The sequence below is a fragment of the Thermosynechococcus vestitus BP-1 genome, from assembly GCF_000011345.1.
In the GTDB taxonomy this organism is placed as follows: domain Bacteria; phylum Cyanobacteriota; class Cyanobacteriia; order Thermosynechococcales; family Thermosynechococcaceae; genus Thermosynechococcus; species Thermosynechococcus vestitus.
Genome location: NC_004113.1, coordinates 861,507 through 879,776, shown reverse-complemented (window position 1 = coordinate 879,776; position 18,270 = coordinate 861,507). Strand labels below are relative to the sequence as shown.

22 protein-coding genes are annotated in these 18,270 nt (G+C 54.1%); 12 read left to right on the top strand and 10 right to left on the bottom strand.

What is annotated here, in order from left to right; genetic code table 11:
• Positions 1–37: 37 nt before the first annotated feature.
• The 8 genes from TLL_RS04355 (at position 38) to TLL_RS04320 (ending at position 7,475) form a co-directional block, all read left to right on the top strand.
• On the top strand, positions 38–1,030 hold the full coding sequence (locus TLL_RS04355) for an NAD(P)H-binding protein (protein WP_011056703.1): 993 nt from the start codon (positions 38–40) through the stop codon (positions 1,028–1,030).
• A gap of 8 nt (positions 1,031–1,038) precedes the next feature.
• A complete protein-coding gene (locus TLL_RS04350; protein ID WP_011056702.1) occupies positions 1,039–1,962 on the top strand; it encodes an NAD(+) kinase in 924 nt (307 codons plus the stop codon).
• Positions 1,963–1,967: 5 nt separating this feature from the next.
• Complete coding sequence (ligA, locus tag TLL_RS04345; RefSeq protein ID WP_011056701.1) at positions 1,968–4,037, top strand: NAD-dependent DNA ligase LigA; 2,070 nt, start codon at positions 1,968–1,970, stop codon at positions 4,035–4,037.
• 157 nt (positions 4,038–4,194) lie between these two features.
• Positions 4,195–4,881 carry a V4R domain-containing protein gene (locus TLL_RS04340; RefSeq protein WP_164920766.1) on the top strand — a complete coding sequence of 229 codons (687 nt, stop codon included), beginning with the start codon at positions 4,195–4,197 and terminating at the stop codon, positions 4,879–4,881.
• Positions 4,882–4,926: 45 nt separating this feature from the next.
• Entirely contained in the window at positions 4,927–5,400 is a 474-nt protein-coding gene (locus TLL_RS04335; RefSeq protein ID WP_011056699.1) for an allophycocyanin subunit beta, read from the top strand.
• Between the two features lie 21 nt (positions 5,401–5,421).
• Positions 5,422–5,892 carry an allophycocyanin subunit alpha gene (locus TLL_RS04330; RefSeq protein ID WP_011056698.1) on the top strand — a complete coding sequence of 157 codons (471 nt, stop codon included), beginning with the start codon at positions 5,422–5,424 and terminating at the stop codon, positions 5,890–5,892.
• A 147-nt stretch (positions 5,893–6,039) separates the two neighbouring features.
• Positions 6,040–6,930, top strand: coding sequence for a PRC-barrel domain-containing protein (locus TLL_RS04325; protein WP_164920765.1), 891 nt, complete (start codon positions 6,040–6,042; stop codon positions 6,928–6,930).
• Positions 6,931–6,956: 26 nt separating this feature from the next.
• The gene (locus TLL_RS04320) at positions 6,957–7,475 is read left to right on the top strand and encodes a DUF721 domain-containing protein (protein ID WP_011056696.1); all 519 of its coding nucleotides are present in this window, start codon (positions 6,957–6,959) and stop codon (positions 7,473–7,475) included.
• Here TLL_RS04320 and cysE read toward each other — a convergent pair.
• The 3 genes from cysE to TLL_RS04305 all read right to left on the bottom strand — a co-directional run bounded on the left by cysE (position 7,472) and on the right by TLL_RS04305 (position 10,454).
• Complete coding sequence (gene cysE, locus TLL_RS04315) at positions 7,472–8,212, bottom strand: serine O-acetyltransferase (RefSeq protein ID WP_011056695.1); 741 nt, start codon at positions 8,210–8,212, stop codon at positions 7,472–7,474. The genes TLL_RS04320 and cysE overlap by 4 nt on opposite strands.
• Before the next feature lie 80 nt (positions 8,213–8,292).
• Entirely contained in the window at positions 8,293–9,903 is a 1,611-nt protein-coding gene (cimA, locus tag TLL_RS04310) for a citramalate synthase (RefSeq protein WP_011056694.1), read from the bottom strand.
• Entirely contained in the window at positions 9,900–10,454 is a 555-nt protein-coding gene (locus tag TLL_RS04305) for a late competence development ComFB family protein (RefSeq protein ID WP_011056693.1), read from the bottom strand. The genes cimA and TLL_RS04305 overlap by 4 nt, the downstream gene beginning before the upstream one ends.
• A gap of 171 nt (positions 10,455–10,625) precedes the next feature.
• Between TLL_RS04305 and TLL_RS04300 the strand changes: the two genes are divergently transcribed.
• Positions 10,626–10,895: a hypothetical protein gene (locus tag TLL_RS04300; RefSeq protein ID WP_011056692.1), complete on the top strand. Its 270-nt coding sequence runs from the start codon at positions 10,626–10,628 to the stop codon at positions 10,893–10,895.
• Between the two features lie 33 nt (positions 10,896–10,928).
• Entirely contained in the window at positions 10,929–11,807 is an 879-nt protein-coding gene (locus tag TLL_RS04295) for an FHA domain-containing protein (RefSeq protein ID WP_164920764.1), read from the top strand.
• Here TLL_RS04295 and scpB read toward each other — a convergent pair.
• From scpB to TLL_RS04265, 6 genes are all read right to left on the bottom strand, one after another.
• Positions 11,767–12,288 carry an SMC-Scp complex subunit ScpB gene (gene scpB / locus TLL_RS04290; protein WP_011056690.1) on the bottom strand — a complete coding sequence of 174 codons (522 nt, stop codon included), beginning with the start codon at positions 12,286–12,288 and terminating at the stop codon, positions 11,767–11,769. The genes TLL_RS04295 and scpB overlap by 41 nt on opposite strands.
• A 3-nt stretch (positions 12,289–12,291) precedes the next feature.
• Positions 12,292–13,281, bottom strand: a complete 990-nt coding sequence (locus tag TLL_RS04285; RefSeq protein ID WP_011056689.1) for a beta-ketoacyl-ACP synthase III — start codon at positions 13,279–13,281, stop codon at positions 12,292–12,294.
• Positions 13,281–14,306, bottom strand: a complete 1,026-nt coding sequence (plsX, locus tag TLL_RS04280; protein ID WP_011056688.1) for a phosphate acyltransferase PlsX — start codon at positions 14,304–14,306, stop codon at positions 13,281–13,283. Before plsX ends, TLL_RS04285 begins: the two co-directional genes overlap by 1 nt.
• Positions 14,307–14,500: 194 nt before the next feature.
• The gene (locus tag TLL_RS04275) at positions 14,501–15,034 is read right to left on the bottom strand and encodes a gamma carbonic anhydrase family protein (RefSeq protein WP_011056687.1); all 534 of its coding nucleotides are present in this window, start codon (positions 15,032–15,034) and stop codon (positions 14,501–14,503) included.
• 49 nt (positions 15,035–15,083) lie between these two features.
• On the bottom strand, positions 15,084–15,743 hold the full coding sequence (locus TLL_RS04270) for a DUF4335 domain-containing protein (RefSeq protein ID WP_011056686.1): 660 nt from the start codon (positions 15,741–15,743) through the stop codon (positions 15,084–15,086).
• Positions 15,743–16,369, bottom strand: coding sequence for a DUF3038 domain-containing protein (locus TLL_RS04265; protein ID WP_231833826.1), 627 nt, complete (start codon positions 16,367–16,369; stop codon positions 15,743–15,745). Before TLL_RS04265 ends, TLL_RS04270 begins: the two co-directional genes overlap by 1 nt.
• A gap of 172 nt (positions 16,370–16,541) precedes the next feature.
• Here TLL_RS04265 and TLL_RS04260 point away from each other — a divergent pair, with 172 nt between their 5' ends.
• The gene (locus TLL_RS04260) at positions 16,542–16,979 is read left to right on the top strand and encodes a hypothetical protein (protein ID WP_164920763.1); all 438 of its coding nucleotides are present in this window, start codon (positions 16,542–16,544) and stop codon (positions 16,977–16,979) included.
• Between the two features lie 26 nt (positions 16,980–17,005).
• Positions 17,006–17,467, top strand: a complete 462-nt coding sequence (locus TLL_RS04255) for a YbjN domain-containing protein (protein ID WP_011056683.1) — start codon at positions 17,006–17,008, stop codon at positions 17,465–17,467.
• Here TLL_RS04255 and TLL_RS04250 read toward each other — a convergent pair.
• The gene (locus TLL_RS04250) at positions 17,457–18,173 is read right to left on the bottom strand and encodes a pyridoxine 5'-phosphate synthase (protein ID WP_011056682.1); all 717 of its coding nucleotides are present in this window, start codon (positions 18,171–18,173) and stop codon (positions 17,457–17,459) included. The genes TLL_RS04255 and TLL_RS04250 overlap by 11 nt on opposite strands.
• Positions 18,174–18,270 lie beyond the last annotated feature (97 nt).

Genomic DNA, 18,270 nt, shown 5'->3' with positions numbered 1-18,270 from the left:
GTATTACAAAAGTTAAGATTTATGACTAGAGTTTTTCATGAACGTTTTTATCGTTGGCGGTACAGGTACCCTAGGGCGGCAAATTGTCCGCCGTGCCCTAGATGAAGGACATCACGTCTATTGTTTTGTCCGCAGTCCGGCCAAAGCCACATTTCTGCGGGAGTGGGGCGCCACGATTCTTCAGGGAAACCTCTGTGCCGCCGACAGTATTCTTGAGGCACTGAAGTACGCCAAAGCCGCGGTAGTCATTGATGCCTCTGCCACTCGTCCCACCGATACGCTAACCATCGCAGCAGTGGACTGGCAAGGCAAAGTCAACCTGATTCAGGCTGCCCAGGCTGCTGATATTGAACACTTGATCTTTTTCTCAATTATGAGGGCGCAGGATTATCCCCAGGTGCCGCTGATGCAAATCAAACACTGTACCGAGGACTTCCTGCGCGAATCGGGGCTAAACTACACGATTCTGCGTCCCTGTGGCTTCTTTCAGGGCTTAATTGGCCAATATGCGATCCCGATTTTGGAAAATCAATCCATTTGGGTTTTAGGAGAGTCCACCGCCATTGCCTACATGGATACCCAGGATGTGGCCAAATTTGCAGTGCGGGCCATTGATCGGCCTGCCACCTATGGCAAAACCTTTGACTTAGCGGGCACCCGCGCTTGGACAGCGGATGAAATTATTCAGCTATGTGAAAACCTCTCAGGACAGCAGGCAAAAATTACCCGCTTGCCCATTGGCGTCTTGCGAGCAGCACGGCAGGCCACCCAGTGGTTTCAGTGGACATGGAACATTAGCGATCGCCTGGCCTTTACGGAAGTGATTGCCAGTGGTCAAGTTTTCAATGCCCCGATGGAGGACGTCTATCGCACCTTTGACCTCGATCCCAACGCAACCCTGACCCTTGAGGAGTATTTACAGGACTATTTCACCCGAATTCTGCGTAAACTCAAAGAATTGGATTACGAAAAAGCCAAACAGAAAAAATCTGGACGCAAAAAACGCAGTCCCTTTAAGTCCACCCCCTAGGAGTTGCTGTGAAGGCGGGGATCATCTACAACGAAGGCAAACCCCTTGCGGTCGAGTTAGCTGCCCATGTCCGCCGAATTTTAGAACTTCAGGGCTGGGAAGTACACATGGCCACGGGAATTGGTGGCATTCTTGGCTATTCCCGTCCCGATAGTCCCGTCTGCCATACCCCCATTGATCAACTGGTGCCCCCTGGCTTTGATGCCTCCATGGCCTTTGCGGTTGTTCTTGGCGGCGATGGCACGGTGCTTTCTGCCTTTCGGCAGTTGGCTCCCTGCGAGATTCCCCTGCTCACCATCAACACCGGGCACTTGGGCTTTCTTACCGAGGGCTACGTGGCCGATCTAGAACCTGCCCTTGATCAAGTGCTACGCGGCGACTACACGATTGAAGATCGCACGATGCTCACGGTTCAAGTCCTGCGGGATCAAACCGTCATTTGGGAAGCTCTCTCCCTCAATGAAATGGTGATCCACAAAGAACCCCTGACGGGAATGTGCCACTTTGAAGTGGATGTGGGTGCCCATGCCCGAGTTGATATTGCTGCCGATGGTCTAATTCTCTCTACCCCCACGGGTTCTACGGCCTATGCCCTCTCGGCAGGGGGTCCTGTGATTACCCCAGGCGTGGCAGCTTTGCAATTGGTGCCCATTTGTCCGCACTCTTTAGCCTCCCGTGCCCTTGTCTTTTCCAACAGCGAACCAGTGTGGATCTACCCAGCGAACCCCTTCAAGCATCTGATTCTTGTGGTGGATGGCAATGCGGGTTGCTACATTCAGCCAGAGGATCAGGTTTTTGTGCAACGTGCCCCCTACCGCGCCCGCTTTATTCGCCTGCGGGCGCCAGAATTCTTCCATGTGCTGCAGCAAAAACTGGGCTGGGGACTGCCCCATGTGGCCAAGCCACGCGCCAAAAAGAGTACAGATTCATAGGGCAAATGGTCTTGAAGGAACCCCCCGCTGAACGAATTCAACAACTGCGGCGCTTACTTCAGCGTGCGAGCTACGCCTACTACGCCCTCGATCAGCCGATCATGGAAGATGAGGTCTATGACCAACTCTATCGCGAGCTTCAGGAATTAGAGGCCGCTTATCCCGAGTACATTACCCCCGACAGTCCCACCCAGCGGATCGGTGAAGCGCCCGTCAGTCAATTTGAGAGTGTTAGCCATCGCATTCCCCTCTATAGCCTTGAAAATGCCTTTACCTTTGCCGACATGGTGGCGTGGCAGGAACGCTGGCAGCGCTATTGGCGCACCCTACGGCAAGAGGAGCCCCTCCCCCCAGCAGAATATGTCTGCGAACTCAAAATGGATGGCGTGGCTCTTGCCTTAACCTACGAAAACGGTTTACTCGTGCGGGGAGCGACTCGGGGCGATGGCCAACGCGGTGAGGATGTTACCAGCAATGTGCGCACAATTCGCCCAATTCCCCTGCGCTTAGCCCTTGACAATCCACCCCCTGTCGTTGAGGTTCGCGGCGAAGCCTTTTTGCCTTTGGAGCGATTCCATCAACTCAACCAAGAACGCCAAGCCCAGGGGGAGCCCCCCTTCGCCAATCCCCGCAATGCCGCAGCTGGTACCCTGCGTCAACTGGATCCCCGCATTGTTGCCCAACGCCAATTAGACTTTTTTGCCTATGCCCTGCATTTGCCTGAAGGGGGTAGCGTTCCTTTGGGGGAGAACCAAGCAGGGGAACCCCAATCGCAGCGGCAAGTGCTCTATGCACTGCAACACCTTGGCTTTCGGGTCAATCCCCACCATGCCGACTGCCCTGACCTCGAGGCTGTGAAAGCCTACTACGATCGCTGGCAAACCGCACGCCACCAACTGCCCTATCTGACCGATGGCATTGTGGTCAAGCTCAATGACTTAAAGCTGCAACAGACCCTTGGGTTTACGCAAAAGTTTCCCCGAGGTTCTATTGCTTGGAAGTACGAACCGGAGCAGGCCATTACCGATGTGCTGGCGATTACGGTTCAGGTGGGACGCACAGGGGCCCTTACTCCCGTGGCTGAACTGGCGCCGGTGCAATTAGCAGGTACCACTGTATCACGGGCAACGTTGCACAATGCAGACTACATTGCTGAGTTGGATTTGCACATTGGCGATAAAGTCGTCATCCACAAAGCAGGGGAAATCATTCCAGAGATTGTGCGGGTGTTTCCTGAATTGCGACCGCCAACGGCTCGACCCTTTACGATGCCCACCGCCTGTCCCGAATGCCACCAGCCAGTGGTGCGTCCTGCCAATGAGGCGGTGAGTCGCTGTGGCAATCCTCGGTGTCCAGCGATCGTGCGCGGCCAGATCCGGCACTGGGCAAGTCGGGATGCCTTGGATATTCAAGGCCTAGGGGAAAAGCTGGTACAGCAATTGGTGACGAAGGAATTGGTGCGCACCCCTGCGGATCTCTATCGCCTGACGGCAGCACAATTGTTGAGCCTCGAGCGTATGGGTCAAAAGTCCGCTGATAAATTGTTGGTGGCGATCGCCAACTCGAAACAACAACCGTGGCCACGGGTGCTCTACGGCTTAGGCATTCGCCATGTGGGGAGTGTCAATGCCCAACTGCTTGCCGATCGATTCAAGTCTGTTGAGGAACTCGCCACCGCCACCGTCGCCGATCTGTGTGGGGTTGATGGCATTGGTGAGGAAATTGCCCAAGCAGTTCAGGAGTGGTTTCAAGACCCTGATCACCAGTCTCTAATTGCTGATCTGCAGGCATTGGGACTGCAACTGGCGGCAGCGCTTCACCCTGCGCAAAAGGCCCTGACGACGGAGAAATCCCTCAATGGCAAACGTTTTGTGATTACCGGCACCCTGCCCACCCTCACCCGTGAGCAAGCAAAAGCCCTGATCCAAAAACACGGCGGCCACGTGAGTGAGAGTGTGAGTCGGCAAACGGATTATCTGGTGGTGGGCGAAAAAGCAGGGAGCAAATTACGACGTGCTCAAGAATTGGGCATCCCCTGCATCAATGAAACAGAACTTATACAAATGTGTCGTTAGGCAAAAAATCCGTGGCAGTACGGAGTCACGACTCTGAAAAATCTTTTAGCCTAAAAAGTGTGGCTGCTTAGTACCTAACGTTGAAGCACAATAGGGGGCAATTCGCTGATCTATGGTTTCTGTCACGCCGTCTCACGCTGCTGAAAGTGCCAATCCTATGATCCCTGCCCAGGGCTATCAGCATCGGTTACACCAAATCCATCCAAGCCGCACCAATCACTATAGCCTGCGGGACTATCTCCAATTTGATAGCCAACGGGGCAGCATTACTGACTGGTATGATCAGCGGATTGCCTTAGCGACCGAAGACTTTGTTATTGGTCTAGTGGAAGGTCTCGAAGAGGAAGTTGGCCCTGCCTCGACCCTCGTTATGTACAGAATTGGCGAAGAATGGGGTAAGCGCGATGCAGTTGTCTTTAAGCAACACTTTGAGCAGGAGTACCAGCGGGAGCTACGCAAGGCTGCTTTGACATTTATTCTAGAGGCTTGGTGGTGGCCCTTTACAACCCTAGGCTGGGGAAACTGGGAAGTGGATCTCACGGAGCAAAAGAACGGTTTTATGTTCATCAATATCTTTGACTCCGTGGTAGCACGCACTCTGGGGGATGTGGGCAAACCGGTCTGCTATATCTATGCTGGTCTATTTGCCGGCTTCTTTTCGGGCTTGATTCAAAAGCCCCTGGGTTGCATTGAGTTGCAGTGCTACGCCATGGGGGAAACCTACTGTAAGTTCCTCGTCGGTAAACAGGATCGCATTGATGCTGCTGCCTTCTGGCAAAACGAAGGAGCGACGGCACGGGATATTGAAAAACGCCTGCGCCAAGGGGAGCTGGTGAAACGATAAGCGATAGGGAAGTGTGTTCATTGATTTTCTAGCGAGGATTGCCCTATGTTCCGTCAGTTGAATCACTTAACCGTTGTTGCCGATGGTCGCTATGCTCGTCCTGAGGAGTTAAACTTTCTGCATGATTATCTGGCCTCGGTGGAGACTCGCATCAGTGCCTACGAAAAAATCCGTGCTGAGGCGGAAATGATGGCGGATAAAATTCAATCTATGCAAAAGGCAGAAAATCCCCACTGTTTCCATTTCGTCAATGGCGATCGCTCAGAAATCTGCCGTCGCGACTTGGTGGATACGATTCGCCTGTGTGCTTCGGCAATGCTCTTTTCCGAGTTAGATTTGCTGCGGGATAACTTCCTGCTGTGGTATCGCACGATTGTCAAATCCTTCAACTATGAGGCCGCCGCTTCCTCCACCTATGGCAAGTACCTGCCGACCATGATCAAGCAACTGCTCACGCCCGAAGAACAACGGGTGATGCAGCCTGTCCTTGCCCTCGGCAGTTCAATTTTGTCAGAATAGAATTGCTCTGGGGCAAGACTTATGCTGCGTCAACTGGAAAAACTCAGCCTTGAGGCCGACGGTCGCTATGCCAGTGCGACGGAACTAGAATTTCTCAGAAATTATCTAGCGGCGGCAGAGCAGCGCATTTGTGCCTACGAAAAAATCCGGGATGCTGAGGAGAAAATCCTTGATCAGGTAGATCAGCAACTGCGGCTCAAAAATCCCCACATCTTCCGTAAGGGTAATCAGGACTATGCAGCGGTGTGTCGGCGCGATCGCAAGCATGTGCTGCGCCTAGCGGCAACCGCGATGTTATTTGCAGATCTGGATGCCCTGCGGGATGGCTTCTTGCTGTGGTACCGCACAATCATCAAGGCCTTCAAGGATGAGAAGGCGGCTCAGGCGACGTACCAAGTTCTGCCCGAAGTCGTCCATCAAGTGCTCTCGGGTGAGGAAGTACCGTTCATGCAGCCTGTGATGGCACTGACCCAGTCTATCCTAGGGAAATAGTCCGATCCAACGCAGCAGTTTGGCAAAAATGCGCTAGCCTAGAAGCACCGATGGCATGGGGAATGGATGACTCCTGCGATCGCCTTTGGCGTACCATCGGTATTCGCCGCTATAGTATTACTAAGATTCATTGGGATACACAAAGGCATGACCATATCGACGCAATTGCTGCAACGGGCAGATTTGATCGGTACACAGGTAATTACCCGTGATACTGGTCGGAAGTTAGGCGTCATTAATCAAGTTTGGGTCGATACTGACCAGCGGCAAGTGGTGGCCTTGGGGGTACGCAATACCCTCTTTACCGGAGAGCAACGCTACATTCTTCTCGACAGTATTCGCCAAATTGGCGATGTCATTCTCGTTGAGCACGATGATGATGTCATCGAGGCTCTGAATACCTACAACTACAGCACACTGATTGATAGTGAGATTGTGACGGAAACCGGCGAATTGCTGGGTAAGGTGCGGGGCTTTAAGTTTGATCCAGACACGGGCGACATTACGGATTTGATTTTGGCGTCCATTGGCTTGCCATGGATTCCGGCCCAACTGATTAGCACCTACGAATTGCCCATTGAGGAAATTGTCAGCACCGGACCCGATCGCATTATCGTCTTTGAAGGGGCAGAAACCCGCCTGCGGCAATTGACAGTGGGACTCTTAGAACGGATTGGTCTAGGAGCACCTCCTTGGGAAAGCGACGAGGATGAGTACTATCAACCCGTTACGCCGAGCAGTAATCAACTGCCTTCAGGGGCGCGATCGCCCGTCTATCCCCCCCAACGCAGCCGCAGCGATTACGAAGTCGATTGGGAAACTGCTCCACGGCGGCGCCGTCGTCAGCCCGAGTATGTGGAGTACGAGGAGGAGGAGTATGAGTACGAAGAGCGTCCTCGCCCCCGCCAAGTTAAACCTCCAGCCCAAGCCATGCCCGTAGAACTACCGGAATCAGAACCCTCTGCGGATCCTTGGGAAGAACAGCAACCGATTCGCCTTGAGCAGCGGCAAAAGCAAGAGGAATACGATCACGAATAGTCGGAAATAGTCGGAAATAGTCCCCAATGGCCTATACCCCCCTGGCCACGGTACTTCAGCAATGGCAGCAGGCTCCTGAATGGCAGCAGCCACGGGATTTTTTGCGTCTCTTAAAGCACTGGCCAGAGCTGGTGGGGACGATTGTGGCTGAGCACACTGTACCGCTGGAACTTACCGCTCAAGGGGTTTTGCTCGTGGCGGTTGCCAGTAGTACTTGGGCACATCATCTAATGTTCTCGCGATCGCCCCTGATCGCTAAAATTCAGCAGACCCTAGGCATTACCCTCAGGGATATTCGCTTTTCCAATCGGGACTGGCGCCCCCAAAGCCCGGCGATCGCCCACCATGAGGCCTTACCGAAAGTAGGGCATCTTCCCAATGTGGCACCTGCAGCCACTCCCCAGGAGGCCTTTCAACGGTGGCAAGCCCAAGTCCGCCAGCGATTGCGAGACTATCCTCTGTGTCCCCGCTGTCAGTGCCCCACGCCGCTCAAAGAACTCCAGCGCTGGGGAGTTTGCGGGCTGTGTTATGCGCGGTCAGCCTAAATACCAGCGCCGTTGAGAAACTCTTCAATGGGGCGATCGCTGAGGCGACAGGCCTGTCCTTGGGATGGTTGCAAATGTCCTTGAACAAGGGCAGGCACCTTTTTCTGCTGTTGCAGTGTTTGCACCTGTTGCTCTAGGAGTTCAATGCGATCCAAAAGATAGCGAATGGCTTCGGCCTCAGAGTCAGGCAGTTGACCGTGTTCCAAGGGGGCAATTTTGGCTCCTGCACGATAGACAATCCGCCCGGGAATCCCCACCACCGTACAATCGGAAGGCACATCCCGCAGCACCACAGACCCTGCGCCAATGCGCACATTGTCCCCAATGGTGAGGTTGCCCAACACCTTTGCCCCTGCACCAACAACCACATTTTCACCAAGGGTGGGGTGGCGCTTTCCTGTTTCTTTACCGGTACCGCCGAGGGTCACCCCTTGATAAATCAAACAGTAGTTCCCCACAACGGCCGTCTCACCAATGACGACCCCCATGCCATGATCAATGAAAACCCCCTTGCCAATCGTGGCACCGGGGTGAATTTCAATCCCCGTGAGGAGGCGGGCAATGTGGGAAATGAACCGGGGGATAAAGGGAATGCCCCGCCGCCAAAGCCAGTGGCTCAACCGATGGAGAACAATGGCCTGCAGTCCGGGATAGCAAAAAACAACCTCTAACCAATTGCGGGCAGCAGGATCCCGCTCAAAGATAATTTGGAAATCTGCTTTGAGGGTGCTGAGCACACGGGGCTCCTTGGCAGTGATGCAACCTAAACACCAGTTTTGATCTTAGCGGATTTTGCCAAGCTCAGCCCTAGGAGGCTTTAGGAGGGGACTAAAGGGAAAGCCTGCGATCGCCGAGTGCGCTGTAGGCCATATTCGAGGGCTTCGGCAACCGCTTGGTAGGAGGCTTCAATGATATTGGCAGAGACGCCCACCGTTGCCCAGCGATCGCGCCCATTACTGGATTCCACCAGTACCCGAGTTTTGGCCGCCGTGCCCGCATGACCATCTAAAATCCGCACCTTGTAGTCCGTCAGGTGAAACTCGGCAATCTCTGGATAAAAGGACATCAAGGCCTTGCGCAGTGCCTGATCCAATGCCGAGACAGGGCCATTGCCCTCCGCCGCCGTGAGCATCTCCTCACCATTGACTTCAACTTTGACCGTGGCCAAAGACTGGCTGCGAATCGTGGCCTCCAGTTGGCGTGAATCGGTGCGACAAAAGACATCAAAGCCCTTGAGGGTAAAGGGTCGCTGGCGTTGCCCTAGGACCTCCTGAATCAGCAGTTCAAAGCTAGCTTCCGCCGCCTCAAATTGATAGCCTTCGCTTTCTAGGTGCTTAATGCGTTCCAAAATCGTCCGACTCAGGGGATGCTGCCGATCCAACTCAAAGCCGAGTTCACTGGTTTTCGCCAAGAGATTGCTGATACCTGCCTGCTCAGAAATAATAATGCGCCGTTGATTGCCCACCAAATGCGGCTCAATATGCTCGTAGGTACGGGGGTTGCGCTGCACAGCACTGACATGGACTCCCCCCTTGTGGGCAAAAGCCGACAGCCCCACATAGGGGGCATGATCATCGGGGGCAAGGTTGACAATTTCACTCACATGGCGGCTGACTTCCGTCAGTGTCGCCAACTGCTCTGGGGTGACACAGTCATAGCCGAGTTTCAATTGCAGATTGGGAATCAAGGTACACAGATTGGCATTGCCACAGCGTTCGCCATAGCCGTTGATAGTTCCCTGCACCATCCGCACACCGCTTTGTACTGCCGCCAGGGCATTGGCCACTGCCGTCCCTGCATCATTGTGGGTGTGGATCCCCAAACAGTCAAGACCCCCCAAGTGCGCCATCACCTCTGCCACCACTGCCTGAATTTGATGGGGGAGGCAACCGCCATTGGTATCACAGAGAACCAACCAATCGGCACCAGCGGCCAGAGCCGTTTCAAGGGTTTGGAGCGCATATTCAGGGTTGGCAAGGTAACCATCAAACCAATGCTCAGCATCGTAGATCACCCGCCGTCCGTGGGATTTCAGAAACTGAATGGAATCGGCAATCATGGCGCAATTTTCCGCCAAGCTGGTCTTAAGCCCCTCGGTGACATGGAGATCCCAAGACTTACCAAAGAGTGTCACCCAGCGGGTGCCGGCTGCTAGGATCGGCTCAAACATTGGCTCTTCTGCCGCCTTGCGACCGGGGCGACGAGTGGCACAAAAAGCAACGATTTCTGCCTGTTGTAGGGGTGTCTCCTGCAACTGCCAAAAAAACTGTACGTCCTTGGGATTGGCTCCCGGCCATCCCCCCTCAATAAAGGGAATGCCAAGGCGATCGAGGTGGCGGGCAATCCGCAGTTTATCTTCCAGGGAGAGCGAGAGACCTTCCCGCTGGGCGCCATCGCGCAGGGTGGTATCGTACAGCCAAATTTTCACCGTGCCGACTCTCCCTTGGGACCCTCATAGTCATTGGCGTAGGCTTGTAGGAGAGAACTGACTTGGCTAAAGACCTCTTTGCCGGAGGTTTTGCCAATGACCGATCGCTCCGGATGAAATTGTGGCCGCGCCATGTTGTGGTTAATGGCCTCTTGAACTTGGCTGCGAATTAAGTCCATCAGCTCTTCTTGGGCCCGCTGCCGCTGGTACTGTGCTCCCTCTTCCGTGGTGGCATAAAGTGGCGGCAGACGATTGAGGGCATAGGCAGCAATATCTCCCAAATCAAGGGCGCACTTTTGCTCTGCTTCAATGGCGGCAATGCGGGTCATGGCCTCGGTGAGCACCAGTTCTTCCATGACGTTGATGAATTGCTTGCGGGGGACAGCGACCACTTGACCCGTCAATAGGGCACCCATGAGGCGATCTAACGCCATGTAATCTTCCATGGAAAGTTCTGTAGCTTTATCGCAAATGCGCCCTACTTCTGCTTCCTGCGTTGGTGTCAAATAACCGTTGCGCAGTGCTTGCTCAACAATCTCTTGAATGCCCATAGGTGTTTCCGCTGTAATTATCTCTGGGGGCATTTGCCCCACTCAAATTTAGTATATGTGGTTAGTATAGGGGGTATATGCTGAAAAACTATTAAGGTCAGATTACAAGATCACAAAATAAGATAATAGATAGCTAGCACCCTGCCGTTTTAGGGTTTGGCGTGGCCGCCTATGGTTGCTTGGTTAGTCTCTTTTTTACAGGCAGTAGGGCCAGTTCTAGTGCCCATTTGTTTTTGTTTTGCTTGGTTACTGCTGGCCATCTTGGCTTGGAATCTGTGGCAGCTGACACAGGAGGGGCTGGCGATCGCTCGCCGGTTGCATCAAATTCCCTGTGCCCGCTGTCGCTTCTTTTCAGGAGACTATCGGTTAAAGTGTTCACTGCATCCCGATTGGGCAGGCACCGAGGCCGCGATTCAGTGTCCCGACTATCATTTGGAATAACACCTCCTATAGACAGTTGGCAGAGGGATCACCTTGCTACGACAGTATCCACAATTGGTCATCTCCACAGAGGCGAGTACCTATATCGTCCCTCTTATTGAGGGAAATTCATGGGTGATTGGCCGGGGCAAAGACTGCACGATTGTTTTGGCAGATCGCTGGGCTTCCCGTCGCCATGCGATGATTCAGCGTCTAGATAATGATGATTATTACCTTATTGATTTGGGGAGTCGCAATGGCTCTGTTCTCAATGGCCAAATGATTCAGGTGCCAACGCTCCTCAAAACGGGCGATCGCTTCATTATCGGCAAAACAACCCTTGAATTTCGCACCGATGAAGCTGTCTCCACCAGACCGCCAGATGCCTCTGCTACTCTTCAACCCACCATTCTCATCATTCAACCCACCGGCATTCAGGTACAAATTTGGCAAGAACTCCTGCGCAGTCAGGGTCTAGAAGTTATCGTTGAATCGGGACAAATCAACAGCCGCCGCATCATTAGTGATTTTGTGACCGTGATGCAGCGCAACCCTGACCTGTTGCTCCTTGATTCGCAACTGGAAAAACCGGATATTGGTAACCTCTTGAATTGGATCAAGGCAACGTATCCCCAGCTGCGCAGTTTCCTCATTGATCGTTACGACAACCATATTTCCCCCGTGCAGCGACAATGGGCAGTAGAACATGGGGCAATGGATTGGTTGCCGGCACTGCCCGATGAAAATCTGACAATGTTTGGGGCAGAAATTGCGGCTCAATTGCGGCGCATTCTCAAGGCCTTGGGGCGCAACACACTAGATCAAGACAAGCTCGCAGTTACTCTTTTGAATCTGCAATTGGCAATAACTGATGATTTGCCCTCCCAGTTGCTCAGTGAGTATGTGAATCGTCCGCCCTCTGCTCCGCAATAGTTGGCAGGTGATCCACCTGAAAATACTGGTGAAAGCGCTCAGTCACTTGGAGGATATAGGAACGACTTTGACTATCCCGCCGCCGCCGAATAAACCCTAAGGTAAGGAGTTCTTGAATGTGTTGGTAGGCGTTAGCACCCCGCAGGGCAATCACCTCTGGTTGGCGAATGGGTCCACGAAGGGCAATTAGGGCTAAGGTGCGTTGTGCCGCAACCCCCAGTTCAACGGGGACAAGGGACTGAACCAGTTCTTGAAAGGCGGACTTTAGTTGCAGGCTATATTTATCGTCAATTTGGACAATCTCAAGGGCCGTCTGGCGATGGGCATAGTCGTTGAGTAGCTCAATTAGCGCCAGTTCAATGGCCTCACGGTCAGTGCCGGCAAGGGTTGCCAGTTCAGTCAGCGTCAGGGGCTGGGCCTTCAGGTATAGAATTGCCTCTACCCGCATCGTTAATGTACGCAGGTCAGTGTCCCCTTGCATAGGCTATTGCCAGCGGAACAGGGCAGCTCCCCAAGTTAAACCGGCGCCAAAGCCAGCGGTGGCAATTAAATCTCCAGGTTGAATATGCCCCTGTTGAATCGGCTTGCTCAGGGCGAGGGGAATCGAGGCGGCGGAGGTATTGCCACACTGACCCACATTGCTAATCACTTTCTCCTGAGGAATACCTAAACGCTCAGCCACCGCGTCAAGGATGCGCTGGTTTGCCTGATGCAACACCAGCCAGTCAATTTCCTCAACCGTACACCCGGCACGGTGCAGGGCTTTCTCAATCACCTCGGGAACTTGGGTGACGGCAAAGCGATAAACTTCACGGCCATTCATAGTAATGGGAGCAAATCCCCCTTGGGCGATCGCGAGATTTTCCCCTAGGGTCTGGGGAGTCCCCGCAAAGGCAAGGGTCAGGTGCTCATTGAGGCGACCATCACTGCGCAGTTCAAAGCTCAAGAGCTGATCGACATCGCTGGCTTGCAAGACCATGGCGCCGGCGCCATCGCCAAAGAGAATGCAGGTGCGGCGATCGCCCCAATCGACCCAACGGGAGAGAATATCTCCCCCAACGACAAGGGCACTGCGGTAGGCACCGGTGCGCAAATACTGAGCCGCCGTGACCAAGGCAAAGAGAAAGCCAGAACAGGCCGCTGTTAAGTCGAAGGCCACGGCATTCACCGCCCCAATGCGAGTTTGCACCAAGCAGGCCGTACCGAAGAGATCATCGGGCGTCGAGGTGGCCAAGATGATCAAGTCTACCGCTGTGGGGTCTAGTCCCGCCATCTGTAGGGCCGCACCTGCGGCTTCGCTGGCTAGATCCACAAGGCGCTGATCAGGAGCCGCTACGTGCCGTTCTTGAATGCCGGTACGGGACTGAATCCACTCATCTGAGGTGTCCACAAGAGCACTGAGGTGGGCATTGGTCAAGCATTGACGGGGGGTTGCCGCACCCACGCCGCTAAATTTAACGCCCTGCACAGTCACTAAGCCTGATCCTCAACGGCAACCGCATCCTGGTAACAGGCCTGAATCCGCTCTGAAACCCGATGATCCACTGCTTCCTTGGCCAGGCGAATGGCATTAAAAATCGAGGGCGCTTGGGAACTGCCGTGGCTAATGATACAGATGCCATCCACCCCCAAAAGGAGGCCACCCCCGTGTTCTGCATGATCAATGCGCTGCTTAATTTTGCGGAGATTGGGACGCAGCAGCGCCGTACCCAGTTGACCCCGCCAGCCGCGAGGTAACTCTTCACGGAGAATTTGTACAAGGACACTCCCCAAGGATTCAGCAAATTTGAGCAGAACATTGCCAACAAAGCCGTCGCAGACCACAACATCAAATTGTCCCGACAGGACATCGCGGCCTTCTGCATTGCCCAAGAAGGAGATTTGGCGATTTTGCCGCAGGAGTTGATGTGCCTTTAGGGCCAGATCGTTGCCTTTGCAGTCCTCTTCGCCAATGTTGAGTAAGCCCACCTTGGGATTTTCAACATCCAGAACGTATTGGCTGTAAATGGAGCCCATGACCGCAAATTGCTCAAGGTATTTGGGGCGGCAGTCTACATTGGCACCGACATCGAGAACAAGAACGGATTTGCCGGGGAGGAGGGTGGGTAAAACTGCACCAATGGCTGGGCGATCAATGCCGGGGAGTCGACCTAAGCGCAATAGTGCCGCCGCCATGGCTGCCCCTGAGTGACCAGCGGAAACCACTGCATCGGCTGCACCTGCTTTGACCAGATCCATGGCCACATTAATCGAGGCCTTGGGCTTACGTTTGAGGGCGCTGAGGGGTTCTTCCCCCATGTCAACAACATCATTGGCTGCAACAATTTGGGGCTTGGCTGTGGGGGCATGTTCATCAAGGTAGCGCTGAATGGGCACCGGATTACCCACAAGGAGAATATCGGCATCTAATTCTTCACTGGCTCTGAGGGCACCAGCAACAATCTCATCGGGAGCATAGTCACCCCCCATGGCATCCACAGCAATCCGTGCACGAGTCATTGGCTGCACTCTTACGACAAAATCCTTCAGAATTTTAGCAGATGGTAGCCCTTTTCCTATGGATGGCCAATCCCCCAGGGCGGCCAGGAGCAGAGGGTCTTCAATCCCCCAATCCCTAGCCCAATTGGCAAAAAAGGGGCTGAAGTCCTCCTGAACCTTTTCCTTTCAAATCACGGTCAAAGCGAGCAGCCCATTTAGGCAGAGAAACCTAAATTGCGGCCTGTACCCTTGTGGACCTGGGCAAGTTGTTCGTACTTGCGGGCATGCTGACGTAGATCGGCAGCTTCAGTGTCACTCACTTCGCGCACGACTTTGGCGGGAATGCCCAGAACCAAAGAGCGGGGAGGAACATCTTTGCTGACGACTGCCCCAGCACCGACAATACTGCCAGCTCCCACCCGAACGCCATTGAGAACCACCGCGCCAATGCCAATTAGGCAGCCGTCTTCCACCGTTGCCCCATGAATGACCGCGCGATGCCCAACAGTGACCTCTTCACCGAGAATTGTAGGCTGCCCCGGATCGCCATGGAGGATGGCACCATCTTGCACGTTGGTGTGGGCACCAATCTCGATGTAGGTGACGTCACCGCGTAAAACAGCGCCGTACCAAATGCTACAGCCTTCACCCAAGCGAACATCGCCAACAAGGGTGGCATTGGGGGCAATAAAGGCGGCGCGATCGCTGGCAACGGGTGGCCAAAAAGCACTAGGAGCAGTGATTACCATGGTGTATCCCAAGCCTCAAAACGGTATAACAACTGTTTCCAACCTCAACCTAAGGATTCGGAACTGCTGGTGTCGTGGGTGCCGGTGAGGGCGTGACGGCTTCGGGGGTGGGAGGGAGAGCCTCCTCTCGGGAAGGACGGCGCTCGGGCACGGGTAGGTGGAAAAAGATCGCAGCCATGACGGCTAAGCTAGCGGCGCCAATACCTAAGGGCATGAGTTGCTTGCGCAGGGGCACAGCAGGGGCGATCGCCCGCCGAGGGAGGGAATGGAATGTGGGTCTCAGGGTAGGCAGTGTCTGGCTATCACTACAGAGTTGATCCAACGCCTCCACCAGATCCGCCAGTTGCAGCCAAGTGAGCCGCACTTCTAGGGGTTCAGGGGGTGGCTCTGCATTCTCTTCGGCGGACGTTTGCAGCAATTTTCGCGGAATGTGGAGGGATACTTGGTTAAAACCCTGAATCTCGACCTGAATCGGGTGCTGGGGCGATCGCCGCAACTTGACACCACTCAACCAGGTTTGGGCAGCGGCTGGCACGCTATTGAGCAAAGCAACAAGGAATTCCTTGCCCCCCTTGAGCCGCTGATTCTGGCCAACAATTTCCCACTCACAAAGGGTGACAATATCCAACTGTTGTGCACCGGCTGGACCGCTGAGCCCTTCAACTCGCAGGGTGCAGTTGGGCAATGAATACTGGCGTTGCAGCAGCATTAACTCACTTCCCCATCAAATAAACTAAACCAAAGGCGTTCCATGCCCTTTGTGCCTGCGCAGAGCAGAAGTTGTGCCAAAAGCTTCAGAGCCAACTCATTGAGGGCTTGGTTATTTTTGTAGAGAAAGAGACCCGATCGCTGGAGGTTCATGCGCTTGCGAAAATGGCGGCGGAAGCGATCTAAATATTCCGCCAAGGGGGCATAGGTTTCTGGGGGCAAATTTTGCGCCTGCAACTGATCCAGCACCAAAAGTAAATGCCGCAGAATTGCCGTCTGCCGCCGCGCCACCTGGACAACGACGGCGGTGAGTGCCTTTGTTTCCGCCAAGGGCAAAGGGGTACGCTGGGTCACTTGGCGAAAGGGATTGGTACAGCGAATTTGCCAAAAGATGACCCGATTGGGGATCATCACTTGCAGTTGCAGATCCCGCAGCACTTGGAGCATCAACTCAGAGGCATTCAAATCCACGCACTCTAGGGCAAGCAACAATAAGTCTAATTGCCAACGGGCCCGCCGAGGACACACACTCACCCCTTGGGGGTCGGGCAGTGCGGCCAACATCGGGGGTAATAGCTCCACTTCAGGGGATTCGATTGCTGCTGGCATTGAGTTTGCCGTTTCCATACGCTCTAGAGTGCTCACTATACAGCAATAATGACAGGACTCATGAAATCGGCCTAAATGATCTTAGCCATTTCTCCAATGACAACTGCCGCTTATCCTTAGGTTGCCCACTGCGCTGATTTTTCAAAAAGCAGGCTAGACTTGAGGGGAACCCCATCATTGTGAGGTGGCAATGAGTCAAGAAGTTCCCCCCCCCGAAGCCTATGTCGTGCTTGGACTGGCTCATTGTTTTGTGCAGGTAGAGGGAAAACTCCAGCCCGTAGAGATCATTGAGCCAATTCCCTCAGCGGCTTTGGAAGCCTTGCTCCACGGCTTGCCCACGTCTTACAGTGAAGCCCATGCCCTCACCTACGGTACTGCCCAAGACCCGCAGCAGGCGCGACAGCAGTTTCCCCCCCATGCCCATCTGTGTGATGACTATGGCGATCGCCTGGCAGCGGCCGCCCGCACCTACATTGCCCGTCCCCAAAGTACCCGTCATATTCCCCTTGGGGCAACCTACCGCAACTTTAATACCTCTACAGAACGCAAACGGGTGCTCAACTCCGAGCGCATCGTTACCGCCGCCGACAATGTCAAACAACACGCCTATACCCACCAAGTCCTCTAAAGAGTTGTTCTGATTCACAACAAGGAATGACCATGGTCAGTGAAGTACAGCCTGTGTCCCCAGCATCCCTGGACGCACCTCTAGAAAACGCGGTTGAGATTATTGAAACGGTTATTTCTAGTCTCCATCAAGGGGACGCTCCCCTCGTTGGCCAAACGGATAGTGGCAAAATTTGGATGTTTCGCTATGGCAGTGCCGAGGTCTTTGTGCAGTTGAGTGGCCACACCGAGGAGGACTTTCTCACAATTTGGTCCCCCGTGCTGCCCCTGCCCGTAGCAGATGAATTGGCACTCTATCGCAAGCTCCTGACGTTGAACTGGCTCACCACCTTCGAGGCCCACTTTGCCATTGCCGAAGAGCAAGTCCAGGTGGTGGCTAGCCGCACCCTAGGAGGCATTACTGCCGGTGAAATTTCCCGCCTAATTACGATTGTGGCAACCCTAGCCGATGACTATGATGACGCCCTTAGGGCTGAGTTTAAGGGCTAATGAGGGCTTTCATATCCCGTACCGCCTGTACCATGCCCACAAGAACGGCGCGGCTGATAATCGTGTGGCCAATATTCAGTTCTTCAATGCCTTCAAGGCGGGCGATCGCTCCGACATTGCTGTAGGTCAGCCCATGACCCGCATTCACCCGCAGGCCTAAGGCTTTTGCCTGTTGAACACCGTCGGCTAAAATCGCTAATTCCCGCTGTTGCGCCACTTCCCCCTTGGCTTCCGCATAGCGGCCGGTGTGCAATTCAATAAACTGAGCCGTAGTTTTGGCGGCAGCTGCCAGTTGGGTAGGATCCGCATCAATGAATAAACTCACAGGAATCCCCGCTCCTTGAAGGGTTTGCACCACTTGGGTCAAGGGTTCCTGCTGACTGACCACATCTAACCCCCCTTCAGTGGTGACTTCTTCGCGTCGCTCGGGCACCAATGTCACGTAATCTGGACGAATATCAAGGGCGATCGCGACCATTTCGGGGGTGGCAGCCATCTCTAGGTTCAAATGGGTGCGTACCGTCTGCCGCAGGAGCCGCACATCCCGCTCTTGAATATGGCGACGATCTTCACGCAGATGTACGGTAATGCCATCGGCGCCCCCGAGTTCTGCCAAGAGAGCTGCGGCGACAGGATCGGGTTCAACCGTGCGCCGGGCTTGCCGAATCGTTGCTACATGATCAATGTTGACCCCTAGGGTTGCCACTGCGATCGCTCCTTGTCGGACGGAATATTAAAAAAGATCAACCTTTCGGATAATACACCACCGCAAGGCTTCCTGTCGGTTGTCGGAGCTGTTGCTG